Raw genomic sequence first — 26734 nt, forward strand, 5'->3', positions numbered from 1 at the left:
GCCACAGCTTGCAGCAGCGGTGGCTGCTCTTTCTTGCAGCTTGAGGCTTGTGGCTTGCAGCTGCATCCAGTCACCGGAGGGACCATGAGCTACGTTATCGACCGACGCCTGAACGGCAAGAACAAGAGCACGGTCAACCGCCAGCGCTTCTTGCGGCGTTACCGTGAACACATCAAGAAAGCCGTCGAAGAGGCCGTGAGCCGCCGCTCCATCATGGACATGGAGCATGGCGAGCAGATCAGCATTCCGGGACGGGACATCGACGAACCCGTGCTGCACCATGGCCGTGGCGGCAAGCAGACCATCGTGCATCCGGGCAACAAGGAATTCACAGCCGGCGAACATATCCCCAGGCCCCAGGGCGGCGGCGGTGGGGGCGGGCGTGGCAAGGCTGGCAACTCTGGCGAGGGCATGGATGATTTCGTCTTCCAGATCACCCAGGAAGAGTTCCTCGAATTCATGTTCGAAGACCTCGAACTGCCCAACCTGGTCAAACGCCACCTAACCGGTGCCGACACCTTCAAAACCGTGCGTGCCGGGATCGCCAACGAAGGCAACCCATCCCGCATCAATATCGTCCGCACCTTGCGCTCGGCCCATGCCAGGCGGATCGCTCTGACCGGCAGCAGCCGCGCGTTGCTGCGTGAGGCGCAAAAAGAACTGGCCCGGCTCAAGGTGGAGGAGCCAGACAACTTCTCTGATATCCAGGAAGTCGAGCAGGAAATCGAACGGCTCAAGGCGCGCATCAACCGCCTGCCGTTCCTCGATACCTTCGATCTCAAATACAACCTGCTGGTCAAGCAGCCCAACCCAAGCTCCAAGGCGGTGATGTTCTGCCTGATGGACGTCTCCGGCTCCATGACCCAGGCCACCAAAGACATCGCCAAGCGCTTCTTCATCCTCCTGTACTTGTTCCTCAAGCGTAACTACGACCGCATCGAGGTGGTTTTCATCCGCCACCACACCAGCGCCCGCGAAGTCGACGAGGAGGAGTTCTTCTATTCCCGAGAAACCGGCGGCACCATCGTCTCCAGTGCGCTGAAGATGATGCAGGAGATCATGGCTGAGCGTTACCCGGCCAGCGACTGGAACATCTACGCGGCCCAGGCTTCCGACGGCGACAACTGGAACGATGACTCGCCGATATGCCGCGAGATCCTGTCCAAGCAGATCATGCCGCACGTGCAGTACTACACTTACGTTGAAATCACCCCACGTGAGCATCAGGCGCTGTGGTACGAGTACGAGCGAATCGGCGAGGCATTCCCCGATACATTCGCCCAGCAGCAGTTGGTTTCGGCCGGCGATATCTACCCGGTCTTCCGTGAACTCTTCCAGCGCAGGTTAGCCACATGACCGCCAGAGCACAGAGACGCCAACCCATTTCCACCGGGTCCGAGTGGACGTTCGAGCTGATCCAGACCTACGACCGGGAAATCAGCCGCCTGGCCGAACGTTATGCCCTGGACACCTACCCCAACCAGATCGAAGTGATCACCGCCGAGCAGATGATGGATGCCTATGCCTCCGTCGGCATGCCGCTGGGCTATCACCACTGGTCCTACGGCAAGCAGTTCCTCAGTACCGAGAAGTCCTATAGCCGCGGCCAGATGGGCCTGGCCTACGAGATCGTGATCAACTCCGACCCGTGCATCGCCTATCTGATGGAAGAAAACACCATGTGCATGCAGGCACTGGTGATCGCCCACGCTTGCTATGGCCATAACAGTTTCTTCAAGGGCAACTACCTGTTCCGCACCTGGACGGATGCCACGTCGATCATCGACTACCTGGTTTTCGCCAAGCAGTACATCGCCCAGTGCGAGGAGCGCCACGGCATCGATGCCGTGGAAGACCTGATCGACTCCTGCCACGCCCTGATGAACTACGGCGTCGATCGCTACAAGCGCCCCTATCCGATCTCGGCCGAGGAAGAACGCCGACGCCAGAAGGACCGTGAAGAACACCTGCAGAGGCAAATCAACGACCTGTGGCGCACCATACCCAAAGGCGCTGAAAAGGGCGGAGACCGCGACGATGCGCGCTTCCCCTCCGAGCCTCAGGAAAACATCCTCTATTTCATCGAAAAGAATGCCCCGCTGCTCGAACCCTGGCAACGCGAAGTGGTGCGCATCGTGCGCAAGATCGCCCAATACTTCTACCCCCAGCGCCAGACTCAGGTCATGAACGAAGGCTGGGCAACCTTCTGGCACTACACGCTGATGAACGACCTCTACGACGAGGGCCTGATCACCGAAGGCTTCATGATGGAGTTCCTGCAGTCACACACCAGCGTAGTGTTCCAACCCGGTTTCGACAGCCCCTACTACAACGGCATCAACCCCTACGCCCTGGGCTTTGCGATGTATACCGACATCCGTCGCATGTGCGAAAACCCCACCGAAGAAGACCGCCGCTGGTTCCCTGACATCGCTGGCAGTGACTGGCTGTCGACCATCAAGTTCGCCATGAGTAGCTTCAAGGATGAAAGCTTCATCCTGCAGTACCTGTCACCCAAGGTGATCCGTGACCTCAAGCTGTTCAGCATCCTCGATGACGACCAGCGTGACGACCTGCTGGTGCCGGCCATTCACGACGAGGCGGGCTACCGCATCATCCGTGAGCAACTGGCTTCCCAGTACAACCTCGGCAACCGCGAACCGAACGTGCAGATCTGGAGCATCGACCGCCGTGGCGACCGCTCCCTCACCCTGCGTCACCAGCAGCACAACCGCAAACCCCTTGGCGACTCCACCGAGGAGGTGCTCAAGCACCTGCACCGGCTGTGGGGCTTTGATATCCACCTGGAGACCGTTCAGGGCGACCAGATAGTCAAGACCCACCACATGCCGCCCCGTGGCGAGCACGGCGAAAGCGGCGATTACGGCCGCATGGACCTTGCAGTCATTCATCACCTCTAGACGCATGACGCCATCATTGCTGCCGACAGGGTATCCTGTGGGCAGTAATGGAGGTTGCACATGCACATCTACAAAGTTGGCGGCGCAGTCCGTGATCGCCTGCTCGGGCGCCCTGTCAGCGACATCGACTGGCTGGTGGTTGGCGCTACCGTCGAAGAAATGCACGCCAAAGGCTACCGTCCGGTAGGCGCTGATTTTCCGGTTTTCCTGCATCCCAAGACTGGCGAGGAGTACGCTCTGGCCCGCACCGAGCGAAAGAGCGGGCGTGGTTATGGGGGCTTTACTTTCCATGCCAGCCCAGACGTGACGCTCGAAGAAGATCTGATTCGACGCGACCTGACCATCAATGCGATGGCCGAGGACGGCCACGGCAATGTCATTGATCCCTACAATGGCCAGGATGATCTTGAGCAGCGTATTCTACGCCATGTTTCGCCGGCATTCGCCGAAGATCCCCTGCGAGTATTGCGTGTTGCGCGCTTCGCCGCGCGCTATGCCCCACTCGGTTTTCGGATCGCCGATGAAACCCTGACGCTGATGCGGCAGATCAGCCAATCAGGCGAACTGCAGGCATTGACCGCCGAGCGCAGCTGGAAAGAAATCGAGCGCGCCCTGCTGGAAGACGCGCCCCAAGTATTCGTCCAGGTCTTGCGTGACTGCGAAGCCTTGCAACAGCTGATGCCCGAACTCCAGGGCGATGCAGCGTCGCTGGCCGCTCTTGTTCAGGCCGCCAAGCATCATCAGCCCCTGCATGTTCGCTGGGCTTGCCTGCTGCATGGTCTTGATCCAGCCTCGATCAAAGCACTCAACCAGCGCTTCAAGGCGCCCCGTGAATGCCAGGAACTGGCCCAGCTGGTGGGGGAATTCGGTGGGCAGGGGCAAAGAGCACTTGAGCTCGAACCCGAGACATTGCTGGAGCTGCTACAGAAATTCGACGTGTATCGGCGACCGCAGCGTTTCGAGGATTTCATAGCTGCGTGCGAAATGGCTGCCCGAGGGCACGGAGCGCAAAACTACCCACAGGCTGAATACTTGCGTGGTGCGGCAACGGCAGCAAGGGCGGTGGATGTGAAGCCCTTGGTGGAGGCTGGGCTGATCGGGCAGCGACTGGGGGACGCACTCAAGGAAAAACGGCTGAAAGCGTTACAAGACTACAAAACCGGCGCCGGGCTTTAAAAACAAGATTAGGCATGCTGGCCCTACGCAGATGAGTCCCCGCCTACAAAGCCTCGCCGCCTTGCGGATTGGCGCTAGGCCTGTAGGAGCGGATTCATCCGCGAAGGGGCCACCCGGTTCAAGCAGGCGTAAGCTGCAACCCACGCCATTCGAACGCCACTGGCGCCAGCACCTGCTCGATCTGTGCTTCCTGCCACAACTGCGCCATGCGCTTCCCTGCCCCCGGGTGCACCAGATCAGGCGCCAGCAGCGACAGTGGCCACAGCACGAATGCGTTCTTCAGAATCTCTGGCCTGGGCAGCACCAAACCATCATGGTTACCGTGCAGATCGTCGTACATCAGCACGTCAATATCCAGCGGCAAGCCCTTGCGATCAGGGGCATAGCGGCCGTTGTCGGCCTCGATGAACTTGAGCCGGCGGTCCAGCTCCATCAGTGGCAGGTCGGTCTTGCCCGTCACCACGAAGTTGATGAATGGGCCGCTTTTGATCCCTACCGCCTGGCTTTCGAAAGCCGGAGAACAACGCATGTCGGTGAGGATGGCGGCCAATGCATCGAGCCCGGCACACAGGTGTGTGTGGCGGTCTGTGTTGCTGCCAAGCCCCAGGTAAACCGTGCTCAGAGGCATCCGCGCTCGATCTCCACGCCAACACCACCACGGGCTGCCGGAACCGCGCCCGGCTTGGTCAGCTTCAGGCGTACCCAGGGAATATGAAACTCTTCCATCAGCGCAGCGACCAGCCGTTCAGCGAAGGTTTCTACCAATTCGAAGCGTGCCTGCTCGGCAAAGCCTTGGATACGTGACGAAACGCTGGCGTAGTCCAACGCCAGGTTCAGATCATCTCCAGCCGCGGCCGGGCGATTGTCCCAGGCGAAACTCAGGTCCAGGCGCAGGCACTGGCGAATATCCCGCTCCCAGTCATAAGCACCGATGACGGTCTCGACTTCCAGGCCTTCGATGAACACTCTGTCCAAGCACTTCTCTCCACAGCACGACAAGGGCGACTGGCGCCGTTAGAATCAGGGCGTCCTCGCCCGGAATAGTTAGCATGTTTTGGTTACTGGCGCTGCTCGCCTACCTGCTCGGCTCGCTGTCCTTCGCCATTGTCCTCAGCCGCCTCTCGGGCAGCCCGGACCCGCGTTCCAGCGGCTCAGGCAATGCCGGCGCCACCAACATGCTACGCCTGGCAGGCCGTAAACTGGCGATCCTGACCTTGCTTGGCGACCTGTGCAAGGGCTTGTTGCCGGTACTGCTCGCACGACTGGCCGGGCTCGATATGCAGGAACAGGCCTGGATCGGTGTCTGCGCAGTGCTGGGCCACCTGTTCCCAGTGTACTTCCACTTCCAGGGCGGCAAGGGCGTGGCCACGGCGGCTGGCATGCTCATGGCCCTGTATTTCCCGGCTGCGCTACTGGCCATCGGCGCCTGGCTGCTGACCTTCTACCTCACCCGCACCAGCTCGCTGGCGGCACTTATCGCCACCCCCCTGACCCTGCCATTGCTGGCCTGGCGCGAGCCCGGGGCCTTGCTGCCGGTCAGCGTGCTCACGGTGATGATCGTCTGGCGCCACCGCAACAATCTGCGAGACCTGTTCGCCGGGCGCGAGCGGCACTTCTGAAGCCATTCACACCGGCGGCAACTGCTCCATCGGCCAGCGCGCCTGCACGCTGATTGCCAAGTCCTGCTGCTGCCCGGCCAACAGGCGCTGGCAACCGGCATAGGCAATCATTGCGCCATTGTCGGTGCAGAACTTGGGACGTGCGTAATACACGTTGCCCTTGATCCCGGCGAGCATGTCTTCCAAGGAAGCACGCAACGCCTTGTTGGCGCTCACGCCACCGGCGATGACCAGGCGTTTGAGGCCGGTCTGCTTCAGTGCGCGCTTGCACTTGATGGTCAGAGTCTCCACCACTGCCTGCTGGAACGCCAGGGACACGTCGCAACGGGTTTGCTCATTGTCGTCACCAGCATCGCGGCACTGTTGCCAGGTGTTGAGCGCGAAGGTTTTCAGGCCACTGAAGCTGAACTCCAGGCCTGGGCGATCGGTCATCGGCCGCGGGAACACGAAGCGCCCAGGCACACCCTGCTCGGCCAGTCGAGCGATTTCCGGGCCGCCAGGGTAGTTCAGGCCGATCAGCTTGGCAGTCTTGTCGAATGCCTCGCCAGCGGCGTCATCCAGGCTCTCGCCCAGCAGCTGGTAATGGCCGATGCCATCGACCCGCACGAGCTGGGTATGCCCGCCAGACACCAACAAAGCGACGAACGGAAATTCTGGAGGATTTTCCTCCAGCATCGGCGCCAGCAGATGGCCTTCCATATGGTGTACGCCGATCGCCGGGATATCCCAGGCGAACGCCAGGGCCTGGGCGCACGAAGCGCCGACCAGCAGCGCGCCGACCAGGCCAGGACCCGCGGTGTAGGCGATGGCGTCGATCTCGGTGGCCACGCAACCGGCCTCGTCCAGGACCTGGCGGATCAGCGGCAGCATGCGCTTGACGTGGTCGCGCGACGCAAGCTCGGGCACGACGCCGCCAAACACACGGTGCAGGTCGATCTGGCTGAACAGCGCATCGGCCAACAAACCGCGCTCACTGTCGTATAATGCGACGCCGGTTTCGTCGCAGGATGTTTCCAATCCCAGTACTAGCATGGGCTCGTCCCTTGTGGGGGCTGAATTCGAAGCCGCGCATGATAGTCCCCGTGCCGGGTGCCGACCAGCGGTTTTCGATCAGAGGCTTTGCATTCCGGCTTGCTAAGGGTTAACATCCGCAACCCTTGAAAACCGACGTTCTCCAGCACACCTTTGTTTTGCCAGGAGCACGTCTACCCCGGTAATGAATTAAGGTAGCCCTGGATGCCAGCCGTCAAAGTTAAAGAGAACGAACCCTTCGACGTAGCTCTGCGTCGTTTCAAGCGCTCCTGCGAAAAAGCCGGTGTACTGGCTGAAGTTCGTAGCCGCGAGTTTTACGAGAAGCCGACCGCAGAGCGTAAGCGCAAAGCAGCTGCTGCTGTTAAGCGTCACGCCAAGAAAGTTCAGCGCGAACAGCGCCGCGCCGTTCGTCTGTACTAATACAGACGTTCAACGCAAAGCTTCTGCCCTGCCCGGCTCACCGCCGGGCCGATGGCAGCGGTTTGTTTCAACCTTGAGCAGCTAGCCCAAGGCGTCCGCCGCAACCCGCAGCGGGCAATTGCGTGAACACGTCAGAACTGGTTTCGGCCAGCCGTGCACGTCACCACTGACGAGCCCCTGGTAATCCCGGTGGCTACCGACGAGCACACATTCCCTCGCACTTCCCCCTAGCATCACTCGCCCCAACCGGCGCGCTAGCGATTAGACTTGCCAGTTGCCAGATGACGAGACTGCCATGGCCGGGCTGATTCCCCAAAGTTTCATTGACGACCTGATCAACCGCCTCGACATCGTCGACGTGGTGAGTTCGCGCGTCCAGCTGAAAAAGACCGGCAAGAACTACTCGGCCTGCTGTCCGTTCCACAAGGAGAAGACTCCCTCCTTCACGGTCAGCCCCGACAAGCAGTTCTACTACTGCTTCGGCTGCGGTGCCGGCGGCAACGCCCTGGGCTTCGTCATGGACCACGACAATCTGGACTTCCCCCAGGCCGTCGAGGAACTGGCGCGCGCAGCCGGCATGGAAGTGCCTCGCGAGGAAGGCCGACGCGGGCAGAAACCGCGCCAACCAACCGACTCTCCGCTCTACCCCCTGCTGGACGCCGCCGCCGAATTCTACCGCCAGGCCCTGCGCAACCACCCTACCCGCAAGGCCGCGGTGGATTACCTCAAGGGCCGCGGCCTGTCAGGCGAAATCGCTCGAGACTTCGGCCTGGGCTTCGCTCCGCCGGGCTGGGACAACCTGCTCAAGCACCTGGGCGCCGACACCTTGCAGCAAAAGGTGATGATCGATGCCGGCCTGCTGATCGAGAACGCCGAAAGCGGCAAGCGCTACGACCGCTTCCGCGACCGGGTGATGTTCCCCATCCGCGACAGCCGCGGGCGCATCATCGCCTTTGGCGGCCGCGTACTCGGCGACGACAAGCCCAAGTACCTGAACTCCCCGGAAACTCCGGTTTTCCACAAAGGCCAGGAGCTGTACGGGCTGTACGAAGCGCGCAAGAACAACCGCAACCTTGACGAGATCATCGTCGTCGAAGGCTACATGGACGTCATTGCCCTGGCCCAGCAAGGCCTGCGTAATGCGGTAGCCACCCTAGGCACCGCCACCAGCGAAGAACACCTCAAGCGATTGTTCCGCGTGGTGCCGAGCGTACTGTTCTGCTTCGACGGCGACCAGGCCGGCCGAAAGGCTGCCTGGCGCGCCCTGGAGTCGACCCTGTCGGCCCTGCAAGACGGGCGCCGAGCGCGTTTCCTGTTCCTGCCCGAAGGCGAAGACCCCGACAGCCTGGTGCGTGCCGAAGGCACCGATGCTTTCATGGCGCGCATCAACCAGCACGCACAGCCGCTGGCCGACTATTTCTTCGAGCAGTTGAGCAATGAAGCCGACCCGCGCTCGCTGGAAGGCAAGGCACATATGGCGACCCTGGCTGCGCCGTTGATCGAAAAGATCCCCGGCGCCAATCTGCGTCAGCTGATGCGCAATCGCTTGAAGGAAATCACCGGCCTGGATCCGCAGCAGGTCGAGCAACTGGCCCAGCATGCTCCTGCCGCCAGCAGCGTCCCGGACTACGACCCTGGCTTCGATTACGATGCCATGGCCAGTTACACCCCCGATTACAGTGATATGCCGGTGCATGACTATGCCCCGGCGCAGCAGGAACAGCAGTGGAAGCCAAACAAAGGTGGCGGCAAGAAGCCGTGGAGTGACAAGCCCTGGGACAAGAATCGCAAGGGCGGCAAGCCTTGGCAGCAACGCGACGAAGCACCACCACGCACACCGGCCCCCGTGGAGCCGCCGACCCTGGCCGCCCTGCGCACCTTGCTGCACCACCCGCTGCTGGCCAGCAAGGTCGAGGACGCCAGCCACTTCGCGGATGAAGAGCACCTCTACAGCCAGCTGTTGGTGGCCTTGATCGAAGCCGCGCAGAAAAATCCTGGGCTAAGCTCAATGCAGTTGATTGCGCGCTGGCACGGGACCGAACAAGGCCGCCTGCTGAGGGCCTTGGCAGAAAAGGAATGGTTGATCGTGGCCGACAGCCTTGAACAACAGTTTTTCGACACTATAACTAGCTTGTCCGCCCGCCAACGCGAGCGCAGCCTGGAACAACTGCTCAGAAAAGCACGTCAAAGCGAATTGACCAGCGAGGAAAAATCGCAGCTCCTCGCCCTGCTGAGCCGGAATGTTCCCGCACAAACGCCGACCTCATCTGGCGCGTGAGGCCCATGCTCGGGTATAATCCTCGGCTTGTTTTTTGCCCGCCAAGACCTTCAGTGGATAGGGTGTTATGTCCGGAAAAGCGCAACAGCAGTCTCGTATCAAAGAGTTGATCACCCGCGGTCGTGAGCAGGGCTACCTGACTTACGCGGAGGTCAACGACCACCTGCCTGAGGATATTTCAGATCCGGAACAGGTGGAAGACATCATCCGCATGATCAACGACATGGGGATCAACGTATTCGAGAGTGCTCCGGATGCGGATGCCCTTCTGTTGGCGGAAGCCGACACCGACGAAGCCGCGGCCGAGGAAGCCGCTGCAGCGTTGGCGGCAGTTGAAACCGATATCGGCCGCACGACCGACCCGGTGCGCATGTACATGCGCGAAATGGGTACCGTCGAGCTGCTGACCCGCGAAGGCGAGATCGAAATCGCCAAGCGTATCGAGGAAGGCATCCGTGAAGTGATGGGCGCTATCGCCCACTTCCCGGGTACTGTCGACTACATCCTCGGCGAATACGACCGTGTTACCACCGAAGGTGGCCGCCTGTCGGATGTTCTCAGCGGTTACATCGACCCTGACGACAACATCGCCGCCCCGACCGAAGAGGTACCGATTCCTGGTGCCAAGGCCGCGGCCGCGAAGGAAGAGTCCGACGACGAAGAGGAAGAATCCGAAAGCAGTGACGATGAGGAAGAGGCCGAGAGCGGTCCGGACCCTGTCGTTGCAGCCCAGCGTTTCGGTGCCGTTTCCGACCAGCTCTCCATCACTCTCAAGGTGTTGAAGAAGCATGGCCGCGATCACGCCGAAAGCATCGGTGCGATGCAGGCCCTGGCCGATCTGTTCATGCCGATCAAGCTGGTGCCAAAGCAGTTCGATGTTCTGGTCGAGCGTGTTCGTGACGCCCTGAATCGCCTGCGCCAGCAAGAACGCGCCATCATGCAACTGTGCGTGCGTGACGCGCGCATGCCGCGTGCCGACTTCCTGCGCCTGTTCCCGAGCAACGAAACCGACCAGACCTGGAGCGGTGACCTGGCCAAGCGCAACACCAAATGGGCTGCCGCCCTGGGTGAAAAGGACGCTGCCATCGTCGCTTGCCAGCAAAAGCTGATCGACCTCGAGACCGAGACCGGCCTGACTGTCGCCGAGATCAAGGAAATCAACCGTCGCATGTCCATCGGCGAGGCCAAGGCCCGTCGCGCCAAGAAAGAGATGGTCGAGGCGAACCTGCGTCTGGTGATCTCCATCGCCAAGAAGTACACCAACCGTGGCCTGCAGTTCCTCGACCTGATCCAGGAAGGCAACATCGGCTTGATGAAAGCGGTGGACAAGTTCGAATACCGCCGCGGCTACAAGTTCTCGACTTACGCCACCTGGTGGATCCGCCAGGCGATCACCCGCTCGATCGCCGACCAGGCGCGCACCATCCGTATTCCGGTGCACATGATCGAGACGATCAACAAGCTCAACCGCATTTCCCGCCAGATGTTGCAGGAAATGGGTCGCGAACCGACCCCGGAAGAGCTCGGTGAGCGCATGGAGATGCCTGAGGACAAGATCCGCAAGGTATTGAAGATCGCCAAAGAGCCGATCTCCATGGAAACGCCGATCGGTGATGACGAAGACTCGCACCTGGGCGACTTCATCGAGGACTCGACCATGCAGTCCCCGATCGACGTGGCCACGGTCGAAAGCCTCAAGGAAGCGACTCGCGACGTGCTCTCGGGCCTGACCGCACGTGAAGCCAAAGTGCTGCGCATGCGTTTCGGTATCGACATGAACACCGACCACACCCTCGAAGAGGTGGGCAAGCAGTTCGACGTGACCCGTGAACGGATCCGTCAGATCGAGGCGAAGGCGTTGCGCAAATTGCGCCACCCGACTCGCAGCGAGCATCTGCGCTCCTTCCTCGACGAGTGATGACAAAACCCCGGCCCAGGCCGGGGTTTTTTTTATGTGACAAAAGGTCGTGGCCACTCGCTACCCACCGGACCGAATGCCCGTCTACACTCGAGTTCAGACCACCTGAATGCGAGGCTGATATGCCGCCTATGCCGGCCATTCTGTTGCTGATCCTGATCCTGTGGAACACAACGGCCGGCGCCCTGACCCTGACTGACGAGGAAAAAACCTGGCTCACTGCCCACCCGCAGCTGAAGCTGGGCGTCGACGCCTCCTGGCCACCGTTCGAGTTTCGTGACCAGGAGGGCCGGTACCAGGGATTGGCCGCCGATTACATCGCTTTGCTTCAGGAACGCCTGGGCGTAACGCTCAAACCCGTCGAGCCCAGCAGTTGGACCGAAGTGCTCCAACAAGCACGGGAAAGCCGTATAGACCTGCTGCCCGGCATCATGTCTACACCAGAGCGTCAGGGCTACCTGGCCTTTACCCGCCCCTACCTTGACTTTCCGATCGTCATCCTGGCCCATGAAGGCGGTGCACAGCCGCGCACACTCAAGGACCTGTACGGCCTGAAGATCGCCGTGGTGGAAAACTACGCGCCCCACGAACTGTTGCGTACCCACCACCCCGACCTCAACCTGGTGGCCATGCCCAATGTCAGCTCGACCCTGCAAGCATTGGCCACCGATGAAGTGGATGCTGTGGTCGGCGACCTAGCTTCGAGCATCTGGAGCTTACGCCAGCTCAAGCTCGACGGTCTGTACGTCAGTGGCGAGACCCCCTACCGCTATCAACTGGCCATGGCTGCGCCGCGTGACAACAAGGTATTGATCGGCATTCTCGACAAGGTCATGGCCGACATGTCCAGCGACGAAATCAGCCAGATCCAGCAACGCTGGGTGGGTAACGTTGTGGACCAGCGCAGCTTCTGGCGCGACATGCTGATGTATGGCCTGCCCGCCGTCCTGCTGCTGGTGGCCATCCTCGCGACGGTCATCCGCATCAATCGCCGGCTCAGCTCGGAGATCTCCCGACGCATCGCGCTGGAGCAGGAGCTACGCAGCAGCGAATACCACTACCGCGGCCTTATCGAAAGCCTATCGGCCATTGCTTGGGAAGCCGACGCCAACGATTTCACCTACAGCTACGTTTCGCCCCACGCTGAAGACCTGCTTGGCTACCCCCTGCACGACTGGCTCAAACCCGGCTTCTGGCGCAGCATCCTGCACCCGGATGACGCCTTGTGGGCCCAGGCTTTCTGCGAAAGCGAAACCGCCGCCGGGCGCGATCACAGTCTTGATTACCGGGTGATCCGCGCCGATGGCCAGCCCCTTTGGATACGCAATATCGTCAGCATGATCGAGCACGGTCACCGGCCGGTGATGCGCGGGCTGATGATCGATATCAGTGAAACCAAGCGTACCGAGGATGCCCTGCGCTTGTCCGAGCAGAAGTTCGCATCGGTCTTCCAGCAATGCCCCGACATCCTGCTGATAGCCCGCCTGGTTGACGGCTGCCTGCTGGAAGTGAACGAGGCTTTCGAAGAACAGATCGGCCTGACCCCAGGCCAGGTGATAGGCCGCACCGCGACCGAGCTGAACCTGTGGGGTGCGCAGGACACCGGTCCACTGCTGCTCGAACGTTTGAACCAGGGCGGCGGTATCCGCAACCTGGAAATGAACTTCCGTCGCAGCAATGGCCAGCTGTTTACCGGCCTGACTTCCGCCGAAACCTTCGAACTGGACGGGACCGTGGCCTTCGTCGTTGCGGTGCGCGATATCAGCCAGCTGAAAGAGACCCAACAGCAACTGCAAATCTCCGAAGAGAAGTTCGCCAAAGCCTTCCACGCGTCCCCCGATGGCCTGCTGCTGTCGCGTCAGAGCGATGGCCTGTTGGTCGAGGTCAACGACGGCTTCTGTCGCCTGACCGGCTACGAGATCAACCCCTCGATCGACCAGACCTCGTTCGACCTGGGGATCTGGGTCGACCTCAATGAACGCAAGCGCATGATCGACCAGCTCGCCCGCGACGGGTTCGTGCGCGATTTCAGTTGCCATATTCGCCGCAGCGACGGGCAGATCCGCCTCTGCGAACTGTCCGCTCGCCCACTGCCCATCGGTGGCATCGAGTGCATGCTGACCATCGCCCGCGACATCACCGAGCGCCACCTGATGCAAGAGAAGCTGCAACTGGCCGCCACCGTGTTCGAAAACACCGCCGAAGGGGTGCTGATCACCGACATCGACCAGCGCATCAGCGCAGTCAACCGGGCCTTCAGCGAAATTACCGGCTACAGCGAAATCGAGGCGCTCGGCCAGACCCCGCGCCTGCTCGCCTCCGGGCAGCATGACAGTGCCTTCTACGCGGCAATGTGGCACCAGCTCACCGCCGAAGGGCACTGGCAGGGTGAAATCTTCAACAAGCGCAAGAACGGAGAGCTGTACCCTGGCTGGCTGACCATCAGTGCCGTGCGCAACAGCGAGCATGCGATCACCCATTTCGTCGCCGTGTTCGCCGACATTTCCAGCCTCAAGCATGCCCAGGCCAAGCTCGACTACCAGGCCCACCACGACCCGCTCACCGGCCTACCCAACCGCGCGCTGTTCGAAAACCGCCTGCAGGCCGTGCTCACCTGTTCGCAAGTTTCCAATCGCCAGGGCGCCGTGCTGTTCCTGGACCTCGACCGCTTCAAGCATATCAACGACAGCCTGGGCCATCCGGTCGGCGACCTGCTGCTAAAAGGTATTGCCCAACGCCTCAAGGAGCAGGTGCGCGACGTGGACACCGTAGCCCGTCTGGGCGGCGACGAGTTCATCATCCTGCTGCCAGGCCTGCACCGGCCCAGCGATGCCAGTGCCATCGCCAATAAGCTGCTGGCGGGCTTCAGCGCGCCGTTCCAGGCAGGCGAGCACGAGTTCTTCACCAGCGCCAGCATTGGCATCAGCTTGTACCCGCAGGATGGTACCGACGTGGCCACACTGATCCGCAACGCCGACGCGGCCATGTATCGCTCCAAGGCCAAAGGTCGTAACCGTGTGGAAGCCTATACCCGCGACCTCACCGCCCAGGCCAGCGAACGCATTGCCCTGGAGCACGAACTGCGCCGCGCCATCGAGCGCAACGAAATGAGCCTGAGCTACCAGCCCAAGTTCAGCCTCAAGACCCAGACGCTGGTAGGCGCCGAAGCGCTGATCCGCTGGAGCCACCCCACGTTCGGCGAAGTGCCGCCAGAGCACTTCATTCACCTCGCCGAAGAGAACGGCACCATTCTTCAGATTGGCGACTGGGTGCTGGAACAAGCCTGCCGGCAGATGCACCAATGGAAGAGGGACTATCAGGCCTTTGGCCCGCTGTCGATCAACCTTGCCGGTGCACAACTGCGCCACGGCGGCCTGGCCAAACGCATCGAACTGTTGCTCAAGACTTACCAGCTCAAGGCCGGCGACCTGCAACTGGAGATCACCGAGAACTTCATCATGAGCCAGGCCGAGGAGGCGCTAGCCGTGTTGCACCAGCTCAAGCAGCTTGGGGTGCAACTGGCCATCGATGATTTCGGCACCGGGTATTCATCACTGAGCTACCTCAAGCGCCTGCCGCTGGACATCCTCAAGATCGACAAGTCGTTCATTCGCGGGCTACCCGATGACCCGCACGACGCCGCCATTGCCCGAGCCATCATCGCCCTGGGCCGCAGCATGCAGTTGACGATCATTGCCGAGGGCGTGGAAAACCTTGCGCAGCAGCGGTTCCTGTCGACCGAAGGGTGCGAGCAGATACAGGGGTACATCGTCAGCCTGCCATTACCACCCGAGGAATTCGCTGCGAGTTTTCTTCGCATAGCACTATCCGATCTTTCGGATGGCACGCTTTCAAAACCCTCGTTATAATCCGGGCACTTACTGAGGGCCTATAGCTCAGTTGGTTAGAGCAGAGGACTCATAATCCTTTGGTCCACGGTTCGAGTCCGTGTGGGCCCACCAGATACGACAAAGCCGCGCAATTGCGCGGCTTTTTTGCGTCTGTCCGACTCTACCCTGCGTTATCCCGCAAATGGGTTTGGCGAGGGTTGTAGAACGTGGTGTTGGCCGGGATATCCCGAGTCACCAGCGACATGGCACCAATCACCACATTGTCACCGATGCTGATGTGGTCGGCGATGATGCAGCTATTGGCCCCTAGGCTTACGTTGTCACCAATGCGCAGCGCGTAGTCATCCAGCCCTAGCGTCTTGATCCCGATCGAGCAGTTCTGGCGAATGAAGAAGTTGCGGCCAATAACCACATGTCGGGTTATCACCACCCCCGGCAGATGAGCGATGCGCAGCCCGGGAGCGATCCGTGCACCGATGTCGATATCAACGGCGTACTTCAGGTTCAAGCGCTGCTGCATGCGTCGGGCATGACGCCGAGCCAGGCCGCCGCGGGCATCGAGATACTGCGCCAGGCGAAAAGCGAAGAGAAAACGCAGCTTGTTGTTCTTGCGTGCACGCCGCAAGACACTGAACAGCAGACTGATGCGGCGTCCGGGGCGTTTCTTGTTGGAGACTTCAATCTTCCAACATTCGAGCAGGTCGGCGAACTTCACACCGGGCCTCCAAAAAAATCGGGCCACAATGATGCCGCAAAAGGTCTCTCCGTGCACTTGGCCTTGCCCTGCTCCCCTCTGGCTGGCTAGGCTTGCCAGCCCATTGCAGAGACCTCTCCATGACGGATTCGCGCCCTATTACCCTCGACGAGATCGACCGCCAACTGATCGCCCTGCTGCAGATCAACGCCCGCGAAAGCGTCGCCACCCTCGCCCGACAACTGGGCATTGCCCGCACCACCGTCAACTCGCGCCTGGCGCGACTGGAAAAAGCCAAGGTCATCACCGGCTACGGCGTACGCCTGGGTCAGCGCCTCATCGGCGGCGGCCTGCAAGCCTATGTGGGGATCAAGGTGCAGCCACGCTCCGGCAAGGAAGTGGTACGGCGCTTGAGTGCCATGGGGCAGGTACAGCAACTGTGCGCGGTGAGCGGCGAATTCGACTACGTGGCCTGGTTGCGTAGCGATACGCCAGAGCAGCTCGACCAGTTGTTGGACCAGATAGGCAGTGTCGATGGCGTGGAAAAGACCACCACATCAATCATCTTGAGCAGCAAGGTCGACCGCGGCCATCCTGGTTAAGTTCGTCAAAAGCAGTTAAATAGCTGTCGTTATGACGAAACAACTTACATTCAGCCACCACTCTGCATCTTAATTACGAACACCCCGCTTCATAAAATGACCCCCAGGCATCTCCTATACTCAGGCTCCGCCCTTAGCGCAGCCGCTCTGGCAAGGTCACTTCATGAACAAGAAAAACCGCCACCCCGCAGACGGCAAGAAACCCATCACTATCTTCGGTCCGGACTTTCCCTTCGCCTTCGACGACTGGCTGGAACACCCGGCGGGCCTGGGCAGCATCCCCGCTGATCGGCACGGCGAGGAAGTGGCCATCGTCGGTGCGGGCATCGCGGGCCTGGTGGCGGCCTACGAACTGATGAAGCTGGGCCTGAAGCCGGTGGTGTATGAAGCCTCGAAGCTGGGTGGCAGGCTGCGCTCACAGGCCTTCAACGGCACCGACGGCATCATCGCGGAGCTGGGCGGCATGCGCTTTCCAGTCTCCTCCACTGCCTTCTACCACTACGTGGACAAGCTGGGCCTGGAGACCAAGCCTTTCCCTAACCCGCTGACCCCTGCCTCGGGCAGCACGGTGATCGACCTGGAAGGCCAGACCTACTACGCCGAAAAGGCCAGCGACCTGCCTGCTCTGTTTCACGAGGTGGCCGATGCATGGGCCGATGCACTTGAAAGCGGTGCCCAGTTCGCCGAGGTCCAGCAAGCGATTCGCGACCGTGATGTGGTGCGCCTGAAAGAACTGTGGAACAAGTTGGTCCCCCTGTGGGACGACCGCACTTTCTACGACTTCGTCGCCACCTCGCGCTCGTTCGCCAAGCTCAGCTTCCAGCACCGCGAAGTGTTCGGCCAGGTCGGTTTCGGCACCGGTGGCTGGGACTCGGACTTCCCCAACTCGATGCTGGAAATCTTCCGCGTGGTGATGACCAACTGCGACGATCACCAGCACCTGATCGTCGGCGGCGTGGAACAGGTGCCGCAAGGCATCTGGCGCCACGTGCCCGAGAAGTGCAGCCACTGGCCAGAAGGCACCAGCCTCAGCTCGCTGCACGGTGGTGCACCGCGCACCGGGGTCAAGCGCATTGCCCGCGCCGCCGATGGGCGCCTGGCCGTCACGGACAACTGGGGCGACACACGGCACTACGGCGCGGTTCTCGCCACCTGCCAGAGCTGGCTGCTGACCACCCAGATCGACTGTGAGGAATCGTTGTTCTCGCAGAAGATGTGGATGGCCCTGGACCGCACCCGCTACATGCAATCGTCGAAGACCTTCGTCATGGTCGACCGGCCATTCTGGAAGGACAAAGACCCGCAAACCGGGCGTGACCTGATGAGCATGACGCTCACCGACCGGCTGACCCGTGGCACCTACCTGTTCGACAACGGTGACGACAAGCCGGGGGTGATCTGCCTGTCCTACGCGTGGATGAGCGACGCCCTGAAGATGCTGCCGCACCCGGTGGAGAAGCGTGTGCAGCTGGCCTTGGACGCCTTGAAGAAGATCTACCCGAAAACCGACATCGCCGGGCACATCATCGGCGACCCGATCACCATTTCCTGGGAAGCCGACCCGCACTTCCTCGGTGCGTTCAAGGGCGCGTTGCCAGGCCATTACCGCTACAACCAGCGCATGTACGCGCACTTCATGCAACAGGACATGCCCGCCGAACACCGGGGCATGTTCATCGCCGGTGACGATGTGTCGTGGACGCCAGCCTGGGTCGAAGGTGCGGTACAGACTTCGCTGAACGCGGTGTGGGGTATCATGAATCACTTTGGTGGCCACACCCACCCGGACAACCCGGGCCCGGGCGACGTGTTCGACGAGATCGGGCCTATCGCCCTGGCAGATTGAGAAAAGGAGGCAGCATGCGCATCGCTCTGTTCCAGGGCACACCCAACCCGCTGGATGTGCCCGGCAACCTGCAACGGCTGCGGCACCAGGCGCAACTGGCGGCCGAGCAGGGCGCGCAGTTGCTGGTGTGCCCGGAGATGTTCCTGAGCGGCTACAACATCGGCCTGGCACAGGTCGAACGCCTGGCCGAGGCCGATGATGGCCCGTCGGCCATGGATGTGGTGGAGATCGCCCAGGCCCATCGCATTGCCATCGTCTATGGCTACCCGGAGCGCGGCGACGATGGTGCCATCTACAACAGCGTGCAGTTGATCGACGCCCATGGCCGCAGCCTGTGCAACTACCGCAAGACCCACCTGTTCGGTGAGCTGGACCGGACGATGTTCAGCGCCGGCCCCGACCACTTCCCGGTGGTCGAGCTGGAAGGCTGGAAGGTCGGGCTGCTGATCTGCTACGACATCGAGTTCCCGGAGAACGCCCGGCGCCTTGCGCTGGCTGGAGCTGAGCTGATTCTGGTGCCGACGGCGAACATGGCCCCCTACGACTTCGTCTGCCAGGTGACCGTGCGTTCGCGGGCCCAGGAAAACCAGTGCTACCTGGTGTATGCCAACTACTGTGGCGCGGAAGACGAGATTCAGTATTGCGGGCAGAGCAGCATCATCGGGCCGGATGGCACCCCGCTGGCAATGGCCGGCCGCGAAGAATGCCAATTGCTGGCGGAAGTGGTGCGTGAGCGCGTTGCACAGGGACGCGAAGCGTTTCCCTACCTGACGGATCTGCGCCAGGAGGTGCTTTGGCGTAACGCCTGACACGGGCCGTTTTGCGGTCTCATCATCGGCAAGTCAGCGATGAGACCGGGCCAGCCAACACAGATGGGTTAGCATGAGCACCTGCCCCGGAGTTCCCATGCCTGACGCTACCCGCCACCTCACCCTCGCCAACGGCCTCCAGCTCACCCTGCGCCACGCCCCGCGCCTCAAGCGCTCGGCGGCAGCATTGCGGGTGCATGCGGGCAGCCATGATGCACCGGTGAAATGGCCAGGCCTGGCACACTTCCTCGAACACCTGTTCTTCCTTGGCACGTCTCGTTTTCCACTGGCCGATGGCCTGATGCGCTACGTCCAGGCCCTGGGCGGCCAAGTGAACGCCAGCACCCGCGAACGCACCACCGATTTCTTCTTCGAAGTACCACCAGCGGCCTTGGCCGGTGGCTTGCAGCGCCTATGCCAGATGCTTGCCGAACCCGACCTTGGCATCGAGCGCCAGCGCCGCGAGCGTGAGGTGATCCACGCCGAGTTCATCGCCTGGTCACGCAACCCCCAAGCCCAACAGCACTATGCGTTGCTGCAATCGGCACCAGCAGGTCACCCCCTGAATGGCTTTCATGCAGGCAACCGCTACACGCTGGCCTTGCAAGATCCAGCCTTTCAACATGCCCTCACAGGCTTTCATCACCGCTTCTATCGCGGCGGCCAGATCACCCTTAGCCTGTGTGGCCCGCAAACACTCGACGCGCTCGAACAGCTTGGCAGGCAAGCCGCCGAACTGTTCGCACCAGGGGATCCTGTACATCAGTCCCCGCCGCCCACTTTATCGGCGCAGCACAGCAGGTGGCTCTTCGCGCACGACAACCTCCCCGCAGGAGCCGAACAGGCACTGGAACTGCTGCTCGCCTACCTGAACGACTGCAGGCCTGGCGGCTGGGTCGGCGCCCTCCAGGAGCATGGCTGGCTGCAAGGGTTCAAGCCGCAAATACTGTACGCCTTCGCCGGGCAGATACTCTGGCACATCGACTTGCAGCTAAGTGCCGACGCCAACACCGATCAGGCCTGGGCCCTGTTGCAGGGATGGTTCGGTTTTCTGCGTCAGCTTGACCCGGTGCAACTGAATGTCGAGTTCGGGCTGTTGCAACAGCGCCGCGAACGCATCGCCAGCGCGCTTGAGCTGGCTCGACGGGACAGTACCCATCAGCCCTATGCGGCACTGGACAGCCAAGCCCTGCACGCACTCAAGTCACTGCTCGAACAGTTACCCTGCAGCGAGCATGGGCAATGGTCACTGCCTGCAGTCGACACGCTGTTGCTGGATCAATTGCCAACCGCCACAGGGCACACGATGCCCGCAGCGGTAAAGATCAGCGATCAACTACCTGCGGCGCGCCAACAGGCAGCCCTCTACTTGCGTTGGCATGTCCCTTCCACGCTGCGCCTGCCTCTGCACGCCGCACTCGAGCGCGCCTTGCGTCCTCTGCAGCAACGATGTGAGCGAGCCTCGTTGCACCTGCAGTTGAGCGCCGTGGGCGAGCACTGGCAACTGCGCTGCGCCGGGCATCCGGCTGCGGTGATACGGGCCGTGGAGCAGGCACTGACTATCCTGTCCGCGCCATCAGCTGGTGACTGGATAGCGTCAACACATCAGCCACCCGCCCTGATTCCGATCAGAGCACTGCTCGAGCGGCTGCCGAATGCAGTGCTCGGCAACCAGCCCCAACCAGTGCCCGCCAGCCCGCTTGCACAGCAGATGCTTGAGGACGCGTGGCAACACAGCCGATGGCATGGGCTTGCTGCGGGTTTCGACGAGGCTAGCTGCGCTGCGCTAGCCACCGTCTTGCAAGGCTGCCCCGGCCTGGCTGGCCAAGTGGATACCGCACCAGCCTGGCAAGGCCCTCGCTGGCACCATGCCCAGGTTTCCGGCAATGAGCATGCGCTGCTGCTGTTCTTCCCGCTGCCAGCTCACCAGCAGGCCTGCGGGCGCCTGCTGGCCCAGCTGCTGCAGGGGGCGGTGTACCAACGTCTGCGTGTGGAATTGCAACTCGGCTACGCGGTGTTCAGTACCTTCCGTCAGATCGAAGGGATGGGCGGCCTGCTGTTCGGCGTGCAATCGCCGCACGTTCGCCAGGATGAAATCCTCGACCATCTGCGCGCCTTGCTGCATCAGGGGGTGACACTCGAACCCGCAGCCCGCCAGGCACTGGCCGAGCAATTCGATGAAACGGCCATGGCCAACGACGATCTCGCGCAATGGCTGTGGCAGACACACCTAGCGATACAAACCCAGCCGCTGGCATCGCTGCGCGCGTCTATTCTCAAGACGGAACAAACTGACCTGGATGACCTGCTTCACGCAGTGCTTGACGACCATGCCACCTGCTTGTGCCTGGCCAACGCAGCCGCGCCAGCAGATTCGTGGTGGTAGGCAAACCCGGATTATTACGTTCGCTGCAAGAGCGCTTTTCGAAGAATTAACCTTCCGGTACAAATTTTTCTTGTAAGATAGCGCAATCCCAGCCAATGGAACCTCCTGCTCAAGGCGGCATCCCAACAGTAGCTGACACCCCCAACCCATCCGGAAGGAGACTCCCATGTGGACCAAACCTGCATACACTGACCTGCGTATCGGCTTCGAAGTGACCATGTATTTCGCCAGCCGCTGAGCCTTGCTTGCGGCTTGACGCCTCGGCCCGCCGGGGCGTCGTCGTTTTTCGGATACGCTTTTCGGACAGAGAGCCCAGCCATGTACATCCAGATTCTCGGCTCCGCCGCCGGCGGCGGTTTCCCCCAGTGGAACTGCAACTGCGTCAACTGCAAGGGCTATCGCCAGGGTACCCTGCGCGCCACGGCACGCACCCAGTCGTCCATCGCCCTGTCCGACGACGGTGAGCACTGGATCCTGTGCAACGCTTCGCCCGACATTCGCGCCCAGCTCCAGGCCTTCGCGCCCATGCAGCCAGCGCGCGCCCTGCGTGATACCGGTATCGATGCCATCGTCCTGCTCGACAGCCAGATCGACCACACCACCGGCCTGCTCAGTCTGCGCGAAGGCTGCCCGCACCAGGTCTGGTGCACCGATATGGTCCACCAGGACCTGACCACCGGCTTCCCGCTGTTCAACATGCTCAGCCACTGGAACGGTGGCCTGCAATGGAACCGGATCGAGCTCGAAGGCAGCTTTGTCATCCCCGCCTGCCCCAACCTGCGCTTCACCCCGTTCCCCCTGCGCAGCGCCGCACCGCCCTACTCGCCGCACCGCTTCGACCCGCACCCGGGCGACAATCTGGGGCTGCTGGTAGAAGACACGCGCACTGGCGGCAAGCTGTTCTATGCCCCCGGCCTCGGTCAGGTCGACGACAAGCTGCTGGCGATGATGCAAGGCGCCGACTGCCTGCTGGTGGACGGCACGCTGTGGGAAGACGACGAAATGCAGCGCCGAGGTGTCGGCACCCGCACCGGCCGCGAAATGGGCCACCTGGCACAGAACGGCCCAGGCGGCATGCTCGAAGTGCTGGACGGCTTCCCGCGCCAGCGCAAGGTGCTTATCCACATCAACAACACCAACCCGATTCTCGACGAAGACTCCCCAGAGCGGGCCGAAGTGCAGCGCCGCGGCGTTGAAGTCGCCTACGATGGCATGAGCATCGAGTTGTAAGGAGGCGCCATGAGCGAAGCACTGCCACTGTCACCGGCCGAATTCGAACAAGCCCTGCGCGCCAAGGGCGCCTACTACCACATTCATCACCCGTACCACGTTGCGATGTACCAGGGCCGCGCCACTCGCGAGCAGATCCAGGGCTGGGTAGCCAACCGCTTCTACTATCAGGTCAACATCCCGATGAAAGATGCTGCGATCCTGGCCAACTGCCCGGACCGCGAAGTACGCCGCGAGTGGATCCAGCGCCTTCTCGACCACGACGGCGCCCCAGGCGAGGACGGCGGTATCGAAGCCTGGCTGCGTTTGGGCCAGGCCGTGGGCCTTGACCCCGACCAGCTACGCTCCCAAGAGCTGGTGCTGCCTGGGGTGCGCTTTGCCGTCGACGCCTACGTCAACTTTGCCCGCCGCGCCAGTTGGCAGGAGGCAGCGAGCAGCTCGCTGACCGAGCTGTTCGCCCCGCAGATCCACCAGTCGCGCCTGGACAGCTGGCCGCAGCATTACCCGTGGATCGACCCTGCCGGCTACGAATACTTCCGCACCCGCCTGGGCCAGGCTCGGCGTGATGTGGAGCACGGTCTGGCAATCACCTTGCAGCACTACACCACGCGGGCCGGCCAGGAGCGTATGCTGGAAATCCTGCAGTTCAAGCTGGATATCCTCTGGAGCATGCTCGATGCCATGAGCATGGCCTACGAGCTGAACCGTCCGCCCTATCATTCCGTCACCCAGGACCGGGTGTGGCACAAGGGGATCGCCCTATGAGTCTTGATCGCAAACACGTACCGAACTGGCGCAACGGCTACCGCTTCCAATATGAGCCAGCGCAAAAAGGCCACGTGCTGCTGTACCCCGAGGGCATGATCAAGCTCAACGACAGCGCCAGCCTTATCGGTGGGCTGATCGACGGCAAGCGCGATGTGGCGGCGATCATCGCCGAGCTTGAACAACAATTCCCTGGTGTGCCCGAGGTCGCCGACGACATCGAGCAATTCATGGAGGTGGCCCGTGCCGAACACTGGATCACCCTCGCCTGAGGTACCGGTCGGTCTGCCGTTGTGGCTCTTGGCCGAGCTGACCTACCGCTGCCCGCTGCAGTGCCCGTACTGCTCCAACCCGCTGGATTTTGCCGAGCAGGGCAAGGAACTGACGACCGCGCAGTGGTTCAAGGTAATGGCCGAAGCACGCGAAATGGGCGCAGCGCAGATCGGTTTTTCCGGCGGCGAGCCGCTGGTACGTCAGGACCTTGCCGAGCTGATCGGCGAGGCCCGCCGGCTCGGTTACTACACCAACCTGATCACTTCGGGCATCGGCCTGACCGAAGCACGCATCGCCGCCTTCAAGGAGGCCGGGCTGGACCATATCCAGATCAGCTTCCAGGCCAGCGACGAACAGGTGAACAACCTGCTGGCCGGCTCCAGGAAAGCCTTTGCGCAAAAACTGGAAATGGCTCGTGCGGTAAAAGCCCACGGCTACCCGATGGTGCTCAATTTCGTCACCCATCGGCACAACATCGACAAGATCGACCGCATCATCGAGCTGTGCATCGCCCTGGAAGCCGACTTCGTCGAGCTCGCCACCTGCCAGTTCTACGGCTGGGCGCACCTCAACCGCCTGGGCCTGCTGCCAACCCGCGAGCAGCTCGAGCGCGCCGAGCGGATCACCAACGAGTACCGGGCAAAGCTCAAGGCCGAGGGCAACCCGTGCAAGCTGATCTTCGTCACCCCGGATTATTACGAGGAGCGCCCCAAGGCCTGCATGAACGGCTGGGGCAGCCTGTTTCTCACCATCACCCCTGACGGCACAGCCCTGCCGTGCCACGGCGCCCGGCAGTTGCCGGTACAGTTCCCCAATGTGCGCGACCATGACCTGCGGCACATCTGGTACGACTCGTTCGGCTTCAACCGTTTCCGTGGCTATGACTGGATGCCCGAGCCCTGCCGCTCCTGCGACGAGAAGGAAAAGGACTTCGGTGGCTGCCGTTGCCAAGCCTTCATGCTCACCGGCGATGCCAGCAACGCCGACCCGGTGTGCGCCAAGTCGCCCGACCACGGCATCATCCTCAAGGCCCGCGAGGAGGCGCAAACCGCTGATCTCGCCATTGAACAGATGACCTTCCGCAATGAGCGCAACTCCCGTGTCATCGCCCGCGGCTGAATTCAGCGCCGCCCAGGCCGTCGCCGCCGGCACCGATTTCGCCGAACTCAAGGTCGGTGCACAGGGGCTGTTCTGGAACGAGTTCCGCCCTGCCGATGGCGCCTGTCGGGTGTGGCGCTGGCACGGGCATCAGGCCAGCTGCCTGACGCCGGACGGCTTCAGCGTACGCAGCCGTGTCTATGAGTACGGCGGCGGCAGCTTCTGCCTGGGTGGCGACGGGCTGTTGTTCGTCAATGAACAGGACCAACAAGTCTATAGCCAGCCACTGGATGGCGGAGCACCTCGTGCCCTGACCCACGATAGCGACTGCCGCTTCGGCGATCTGCAGTGGCACGACGGCAAGGTGCTGGCCGTGCAGGAACGTCACGGGCAGTGCGTGCAGCATCGCCTGGTCGCCATCGAAGAAAGCCGTCTCGATGTGCTTGCCGAGGGCGCCGATTTCTATGCCTCCCCCATCCTGAGCGATGATGGCGCACGGTTAGCGTGGATCGAGTGGGACCGCCCGGCACAGCCCTGGACGGTCACTCGGCTCATGTGCCGCGAGCGGGACGCCGTTGGTGCCTGGGGGCCGGCGCACTGCATCGCTGGTGCGCAAGAGTCCTTGCAACAACCGCGTTTCGATGCACAAGGCAGGCTTTATTGCCTGTCAGATCGCAACGGTTTCTGGCAGCCTTGGGGCGAAATCGACGGCCGGTGGCAACCGCTGCCTGCAGACCCTGCGGATCATGCAGCAGCACCCTGGCAGCTTGGCACCAGCACCTGGCTGGCAGTGGGGCCTGATGCCTACCTGGCAACCTGGTTCGAAGACGGCTTCGGCCAGTTGGGGCTGCGCAGCGCGGATGGCCGAGTGGAACGCTTCGCCAGCGCCTACACCCGTTTTCGCAGCCTGGCCATGGATGACGAGCAGCTCTACGCCATCGCCGCATCGCCGATCAGCCCACCCGCTATCATTGTCATCGATCGTGCCAGCCACGAAGTGCGTATCCTCGCGGGAGGCGCCGAGGTGCTGCCAGTCGATTGCATCAGCCTGCCCGAGCCGATCCATTACGATAGCGACGGCAGCATCGCCCATGGTTTCTTCTACCGGCCATCGCACGCCCCAGGCCCGGCGCCGCTGGTGGTATTCATCCACGGAGGCCCGACTTCCGCCTGCTACCCGGTGCTCGACCCGCGCATTCAATACTGGACTCAACGGGGCTTCGCCGTTGCCGACCTGAACTACCGTGGCAGTACCGGCTATGGTCGCCAGTATCGCCAGGCGCTGCACCTGCGCTGGGGCGAAAGCGACGTTCAGGATGCCTGCGCAGCGGTCGAACACCTGGCCGCGCGTGGCTTGGTCGACCGGGGCAAGGCTTTCATTCGCGGTGGCAGTGCCGGCGGCTACACCACCCTGTGCGCCCTGGCTTTTCATGATGTGTTCCGTGCCGGCGCCAGCCTGTATGGCGTCAGCGACCCGATTGCCCTGGGCCGCGCCACCCACAAGTTCGAAGGCGACTATCTGGACTGGCTGATCGGCGACCCGCAACGGGATGCCGAACGCTATCGCCAACGTACCCCGTTGCTGCATGCCGCGCAGATCAAGGTACCGGTGATTTTCTTCCAGGGCGAGCTGGATGCCGTGGTGGTACCGGAGCAGACGCGGTGGATGCTGCAGGCGCTACGGGCCAACGGCATCGAGGCCGAAGGGCACTTCTATGAAGGGGAGCGGCATGGCCTGCGCAAGGCCGAGAACCTTGCGCATGCGCTGGAAGAAGAGTGGAAGTTCTATTGCCGGGTGTTGGGGCAGTAGCATCCT

At 61.9% G+C, this 26734-nt stretch carries 22 protein-coding genes and 1 tRNA gene; 19 read left to right on the forward strand and 4 right to left on the reverse strand.

The window, feature by feature from the left end:
- The first annotated feature begins 84 nt into the window (after window positions 1–84).
- The 3 genes from KU43P_RS24855 to KU43P_RS24865 are packed head-to-tail and all read left to right on the forward strand — an operon-like array spanning window position 85 to window position 4097.
- Window positions 85–1356 (forward strand): YeaH/YhbH family protein, encoded by a 1272-nt coding sequence (locus KU43P_RS24855; protein ID WP_317660099.1) that lies wholly within the window; start codon window positions 85–87, stop codon window positions 1354–1356.
- Window positions 1353–2921, forward strand: a complete 1569-nt coding sequence (locus KU43P_RS24860) for a SpoVR family protein (RefSeq protein WP_317660100.1) — start codon at window positions 1353–1355, stop codon at window positions 2919–2921. Before KU43P_RS24855 ends, KU43P_RS24860 begins: the two co-directional genes overlap by 4 nt.
- Window positions 2922–2981: 60 nt before the next feature.
- On the forward strand, window positions 2982–4097 hold the full coding sequence (locus KU43P_RS24865) for a multifunctional CCA addition/repair protein (RefSeq protein ID WP_317660101.1): 1116 nt from the start codon (window positions 2982–2984) through the stop codon (window positions 4095–4097).
- A 118-nt stretch (window positions 4098–4215) separates the two neighbouring features.
- Here KU43P_RS24865 and folK read toward each other — a convergent pair whose 3' ends face one another.
- A complete protein-coding gene (gene folK / locus KU43P_RS24870; RefSeq protein ID WP_317660102.1) occupies window positions 4216–4725 on the reverse strand; it encodes a 2-amino-4-hydroxy-6-hydroxymethyldihydropteridine diphosphokinase in 510 nt (169 codons plus the stop codon).
- Window positions 4716–5072: a dihydroneopterin aldolase gene (gene folB, locus KU43P_RS24875; RefSeq protein WP_317660103.1), complete on the reverse strand. Its 357-nt coding sequence runs from the start codon at window positions 5070–5072 to the stop codon at window positions 4716–4718. The genes folK and folB overlap by 10 nt, the downstream gene beginning before the upstream one ends.
- Before the next feature lie 74 nt (window positions 5073–5146).
- On the opposite strand from folB, the gene plsY reads away from it, so the two are divergent.
- Complete coding sequence (gene plsY / locus KU43P_RS24880) at window positions 5147–5716, forward strand: glycerol-3-phosphate 1-O-acyltransferase PlsY (protein WP_317660104.1); 570 nt, start codon at window positions 5147–5149, stop codon at window positions 5714–5716.
- 6 nt (window positions 5717–5722) lie between these two features.
- Here plsY and tsaD read toward each other — a convergent pair whose 3' ends face one another.
- Window positions 5723–6748, reverse strand: coding sequence for a tRNA (adenosine(37)-N6)-threonylcarbamoyltransferase complex transferase subunit TsaD (gene tsaD / locus KU43P_RS24885; protein WP_317660105.1), 1026 nt, complete (start codon window positions 6746–6748; stop codon window positions 5723–5725).
- A 204-nt stretch (window positions 6749–6952) separates the two neighbouring features.
- Between tsaD and rpsU the strand changes: the two genes are divergently transcribed.
- From rpsU to KU43P_RS24910, 5 genes are all read left to right on the forward strand, one after another.
- On the forward strand, window positions 6953–7168 hold the full coding sequence (gene rpsU, locus KU43P_RS24890; protein ID WP_003255575.1) for a 30S ribosomal protein S21: 216 nt from the start codon (window positions 6953–6955) through the stop codon (window positions 7166–7168).
- Between the two features lie 295 nt (window positions 7169–7463).
- Window positions 7464–9446: a DNA primase gene (dnaG, locus tag KU43P_RS24895; RefSeq protein WP_317660106.1), complete on the forward strand. Its 1983-nt coding sequence runs from the start codon at window positions 7464–7466 to the stop codon at window positions 9444–9446.
- A 67-nt stretch (window positions 9447–9513) separates the two neighbouring features.
- Complete coding sequence (gene rpoD, locus KU43P_RS24900; protein ID WP_317660107.1) at window positions 9514–11364, forward strand: RNA polymerase sigma factor RpoD; 1851 nt, start codon at window positions 9514–9516, stop codon at window positions 11362–11364.
- Window positions 11365–11486: 122 nt separating this feature from the next.
- Complete coding sequence (locus tag KU43P_RS24905) at window positions 11487–15233, forward strand: EAL domain-containing protein (protein ID WP_317660108.1); 3747 nt, start codon at window positions 11487–11489, stop codon at window positions 15231–15233.
- A gap of 16 nt (window positions 15234–15249) precedes the next feature.
- A tRNA-Ile gene (locus KU43P_RS24910) sits at window positions 15250–15326 on the forward strand.
- A gap of 49 nt (window positions 15327–15375) precedes the next feature.
- Here KU43P_RS24910 and KU43P_RS24915 read toward each other — a convergent pair.
- The gene (locus KU43P_RS24915) at window positions 15376–15930 is read right to left on the reverse strand and encodes a serine acetyltransferase (RefSeq protein WP_317660109.1); all 555 of its coding nucleotides are present in this window, start codon (window positions 15928–15930) and stop codon (window positions 15376–15378) included.
- A 119-nt stretch (window positions 15931–16049) separates the two neighbouring features.
- On the opposite strand from KU43P_RS24915, the gene KU43P_RS24920 reads away from it, so the two are divergent.
- The 10 genes from KU43P_RS24920 to KU43P_RS24965 all read left to right on the forward strand — a co-directional run bounded on the left by KU43P_RS24920 (window position 16050) and on the right by KU43P_RS24965 (window position 26728).
- On the forward strand, window positions 16050–16511 hold the full coding sequence (locus tag KU43P_RS24920; protein ID WP_317660110.1) for an Lrp/AsnC family transcriptional regulator: 462 nt from the start codon (window positions 16050–16052) through the stop codon (window positions 16509–16511).
- Between the two features lie 163 nt (window positions 16512–16674).
- Complete coding sequence (locus KU43P_RS24925) at window positions 16675–18357, forward strand: flavin monoamine oxidase family protein (RefSeq protein ID WP_317660111.1); 1683 nt, start codon at window positions 16675–16677, stop codon at window positions 18355–18357.
- Window positions 18358–18371: 14 nt separating this feature from the next.
- Complete coding sequence (locus KU43P_RS24930) at window positions 18372–19166, forward strand: carbon-nitrogen hydrolase family protein (RefSeq protein WP_317660112.1); 795 nt, start codon at window positions 18372–18374, stop codon at window positions 19164–19166.
- A gap of 97 nt (window positions 19167–19263) precedes the next feature.
- The gene (pqqF, locus tag KU43P_RS24935; RefSeq protein ID WP_317660113.1) at window positions 19264–21552 is read left to right on the forward strand and encodes a pyrroloquinoline quinone biosynthesis protein PqqF; all 2289 of its coding nucleotides are present in this window, start codon (window positions 19264–19266) and stop codon (window positions 21550–21552) included.
- 166 nt (window positions 21553–21718) lie between these two features.
- On the forward strand, window positions 21719–21790 hold the full coding sequence (pqqA, locus tag KU43P_RS24940) for a pyrroloquinoline quinone precursor peptide PqqA (protein ID WP_008365141.1): 72 nt from the start codon (window positions 21719–21721) through the stop codon (window positions 21788–21790).
- Window positions 21791–21870: 80 nt separating this feature from the next.
- Window positions 21871–22782, forward strand: coding sequence for a pyrroloquinoline quinone biosynthesis protein PqqB (gene pqqB / locus KU43P_RS24945; RefSeq protein ID WP_317660114.1), 912 nt, complete (start codon window positions 21871–21873; stop codon window positions 22780–22782).
- Between the two features lie 9 nt (window positions 22783–22791).
- Window positions 22792–23547: a pyrroloquinoline-quinone synthase PqqC gene (pqqC, locus tag KU43P_RS24950; RefSeq protein ID WP_317660115.1), complete on the forward strand. Its 756-nt coding sequence runs from the start codon at window positions 22792–22794 to the stop codon at window positions 23545–23547.
- Entirely contained in the window at window positions 23544–23819 is a 276-nt protein-coding gene (pqqD, locus tag KU43P_RS24955; protein WP_317660116.1) for a pyrroloquinoline quinone biosynthesis peptide chaperone PqqD, read from the forward strand. Before pqqC ends, pqqD begins: the two co-directional genes overlap by 4 nt.
- The gene (pqqE, locus tag KU43P_RS24960; protein ID WP_317660117.1) at window positions 23791–24939 is read left to right on the forward strand and encodes a pyrroloquinoline quinone biosynthesis protein PqqE; all 1149 of its coding nucleotides are present in this window, start codon (window positions 23791–23793) and stop codon (window positions 24937–24939) included. The genes pqqD and pqqE overlap by 29 nt, the downstream gene beginning before the upstream one ends.
- Window positions 24905–26728, forward strand: coding sequence for a S9 family peptidase (locus KU43P_RS24965; RefSeq protein ID WP_317660118.1), 1824 nt, complete (start codon window positions 24905–24907; stop codon window positions 26726–26728). Before pqqE ends, KU43P_RS24965 begins: the two co-directional genes overlap by 35 nt.
- The last annotated feature ends 6 nt before the right edge of the window (window positions 26729–26734 follow it).

This window comes from Pseudomonas sp. KU43P, assembly GCF_033095865.1.
Lineage (GTDB): Bacteria > Pseudomonadota > Gammaproteobacteria > Pseudomonadales > Pseudomonadaceae > Aquipseudomonas.

Coding starts and splice junctions, on each gene's coding strand:
- KU43P_RS24855 (WP_317660099.1), top strand. CDS start 85: ATGAGCTACGTTATCGACCGACGCCTGAACGGCAAGAACAAGAGCACG.
- KU43P_RS24860 (WP_317660100.1), top strand. CDS start 1,353: ATGACCGCCAGAGCACAGAGACGCCAACCCATTTCCACCGGGTCCGAG.
- KU43P_RS24865 (WP_317660101.1), top strand. CDS start 2,982: ATGCACATCTACAAAGTTGGCGGCGCAGTCCGTGATCGCCTGCTCGGG.
- folK (WP_317660102.1), bottom strand. CDS start 4,725: ATGCCTCTGAGCACGGTTTACCTGGGGCTTGGCAGCAACACAGACCGC.
- plsY (WP_317660104.1), top strand. CDS start 5,147: ATGTTTTGGTTACTGGCGCTGCTCGCCTACCTGCTCGGCTCGCTGTCC.
- tsaD (WP_317660105.1), bottom strand. CDS start 6,748: ATGCTAGTACTGGGATTGGAAACATCCTGCGACGAAACCGGCGTCGCA.
- rpsU (WP_003255575.1), top strand. CDS start 6,953: ATGCCAGCCGTCAAAGTTAAAGAGAACGAACCCTTCGACGTAGCTCTG.
- dnaG (WP_317660106.1), top strand. CDS start 7,464: ATGGCCGGGCTGATTCCCCAAAGTTTCATTGACGACCTGATCAACCGC.
- rpoD (WP_317660107.1), top strand. CDS start 9,514: ATGTCCGGAAAAGCGCAACAGCAGTCTCGTATCAAAGAGTTGATCACC.
- KU43P_RS24905 (WP_317660108.1), top strand. CDS start 11,487: ATGCCGCCTATGCCGGCCATTCTGTTGCTGATCCTGATCCTGTGGAAC.
- KU43P_RS24920 (WP_317660110.1), top strand. CDS start 16,050: ATGACGGATTCGCGCCCTATTACCCTCGACGAGATCGACCGCCAACTG.
- KU43P_RS24925 (WP_317660111.1), top strand. CDS start 16,675: ATGAACAAGAAAAACCGCCACCCCGCAGACGGCAAGAAACCCATCACT.
- KU43P_RS24930 (WP_317660112.1), top strand. CDS start 18,372: ATGCGCATCGCTCTGTTCCAGGGCACACCCAACCCGCTGGATGTGCCC.
- pqqF (WP_317660113.1), top strand. CDS start 19,264: ATGCCTGACGCTACCCGCCACCTCACCCTCGCCAACGGCCTCCAGCTC.
- pqqB (WP_317660114.1), top strand. CDS start 21,871: ATGTACATCCAGATTCTCGGCTCCGCCGCCGGCGGCGGTTTCCCCCAG.
- pqqC (WP_317660115.1), top strand. CDS start 22,792: ATGAGCGAAGCACTGCCACTGTCACCGGCCGAATTCGAACAAGCCCTG.
- pqqD (WP_317660116.1), top strand. CDS start 23,544: ATGAGTCTTGATCGCAAACACGTACCGAACTGGCGCAACGGCTACCGC.
- KU43P_RS24965 (WP_317660118.1), top strand. CDS start 24,905: ATGAGCGCAACTCCCGTGTCATCGCCCGCGGCTGAATTCAGCGCCGCC.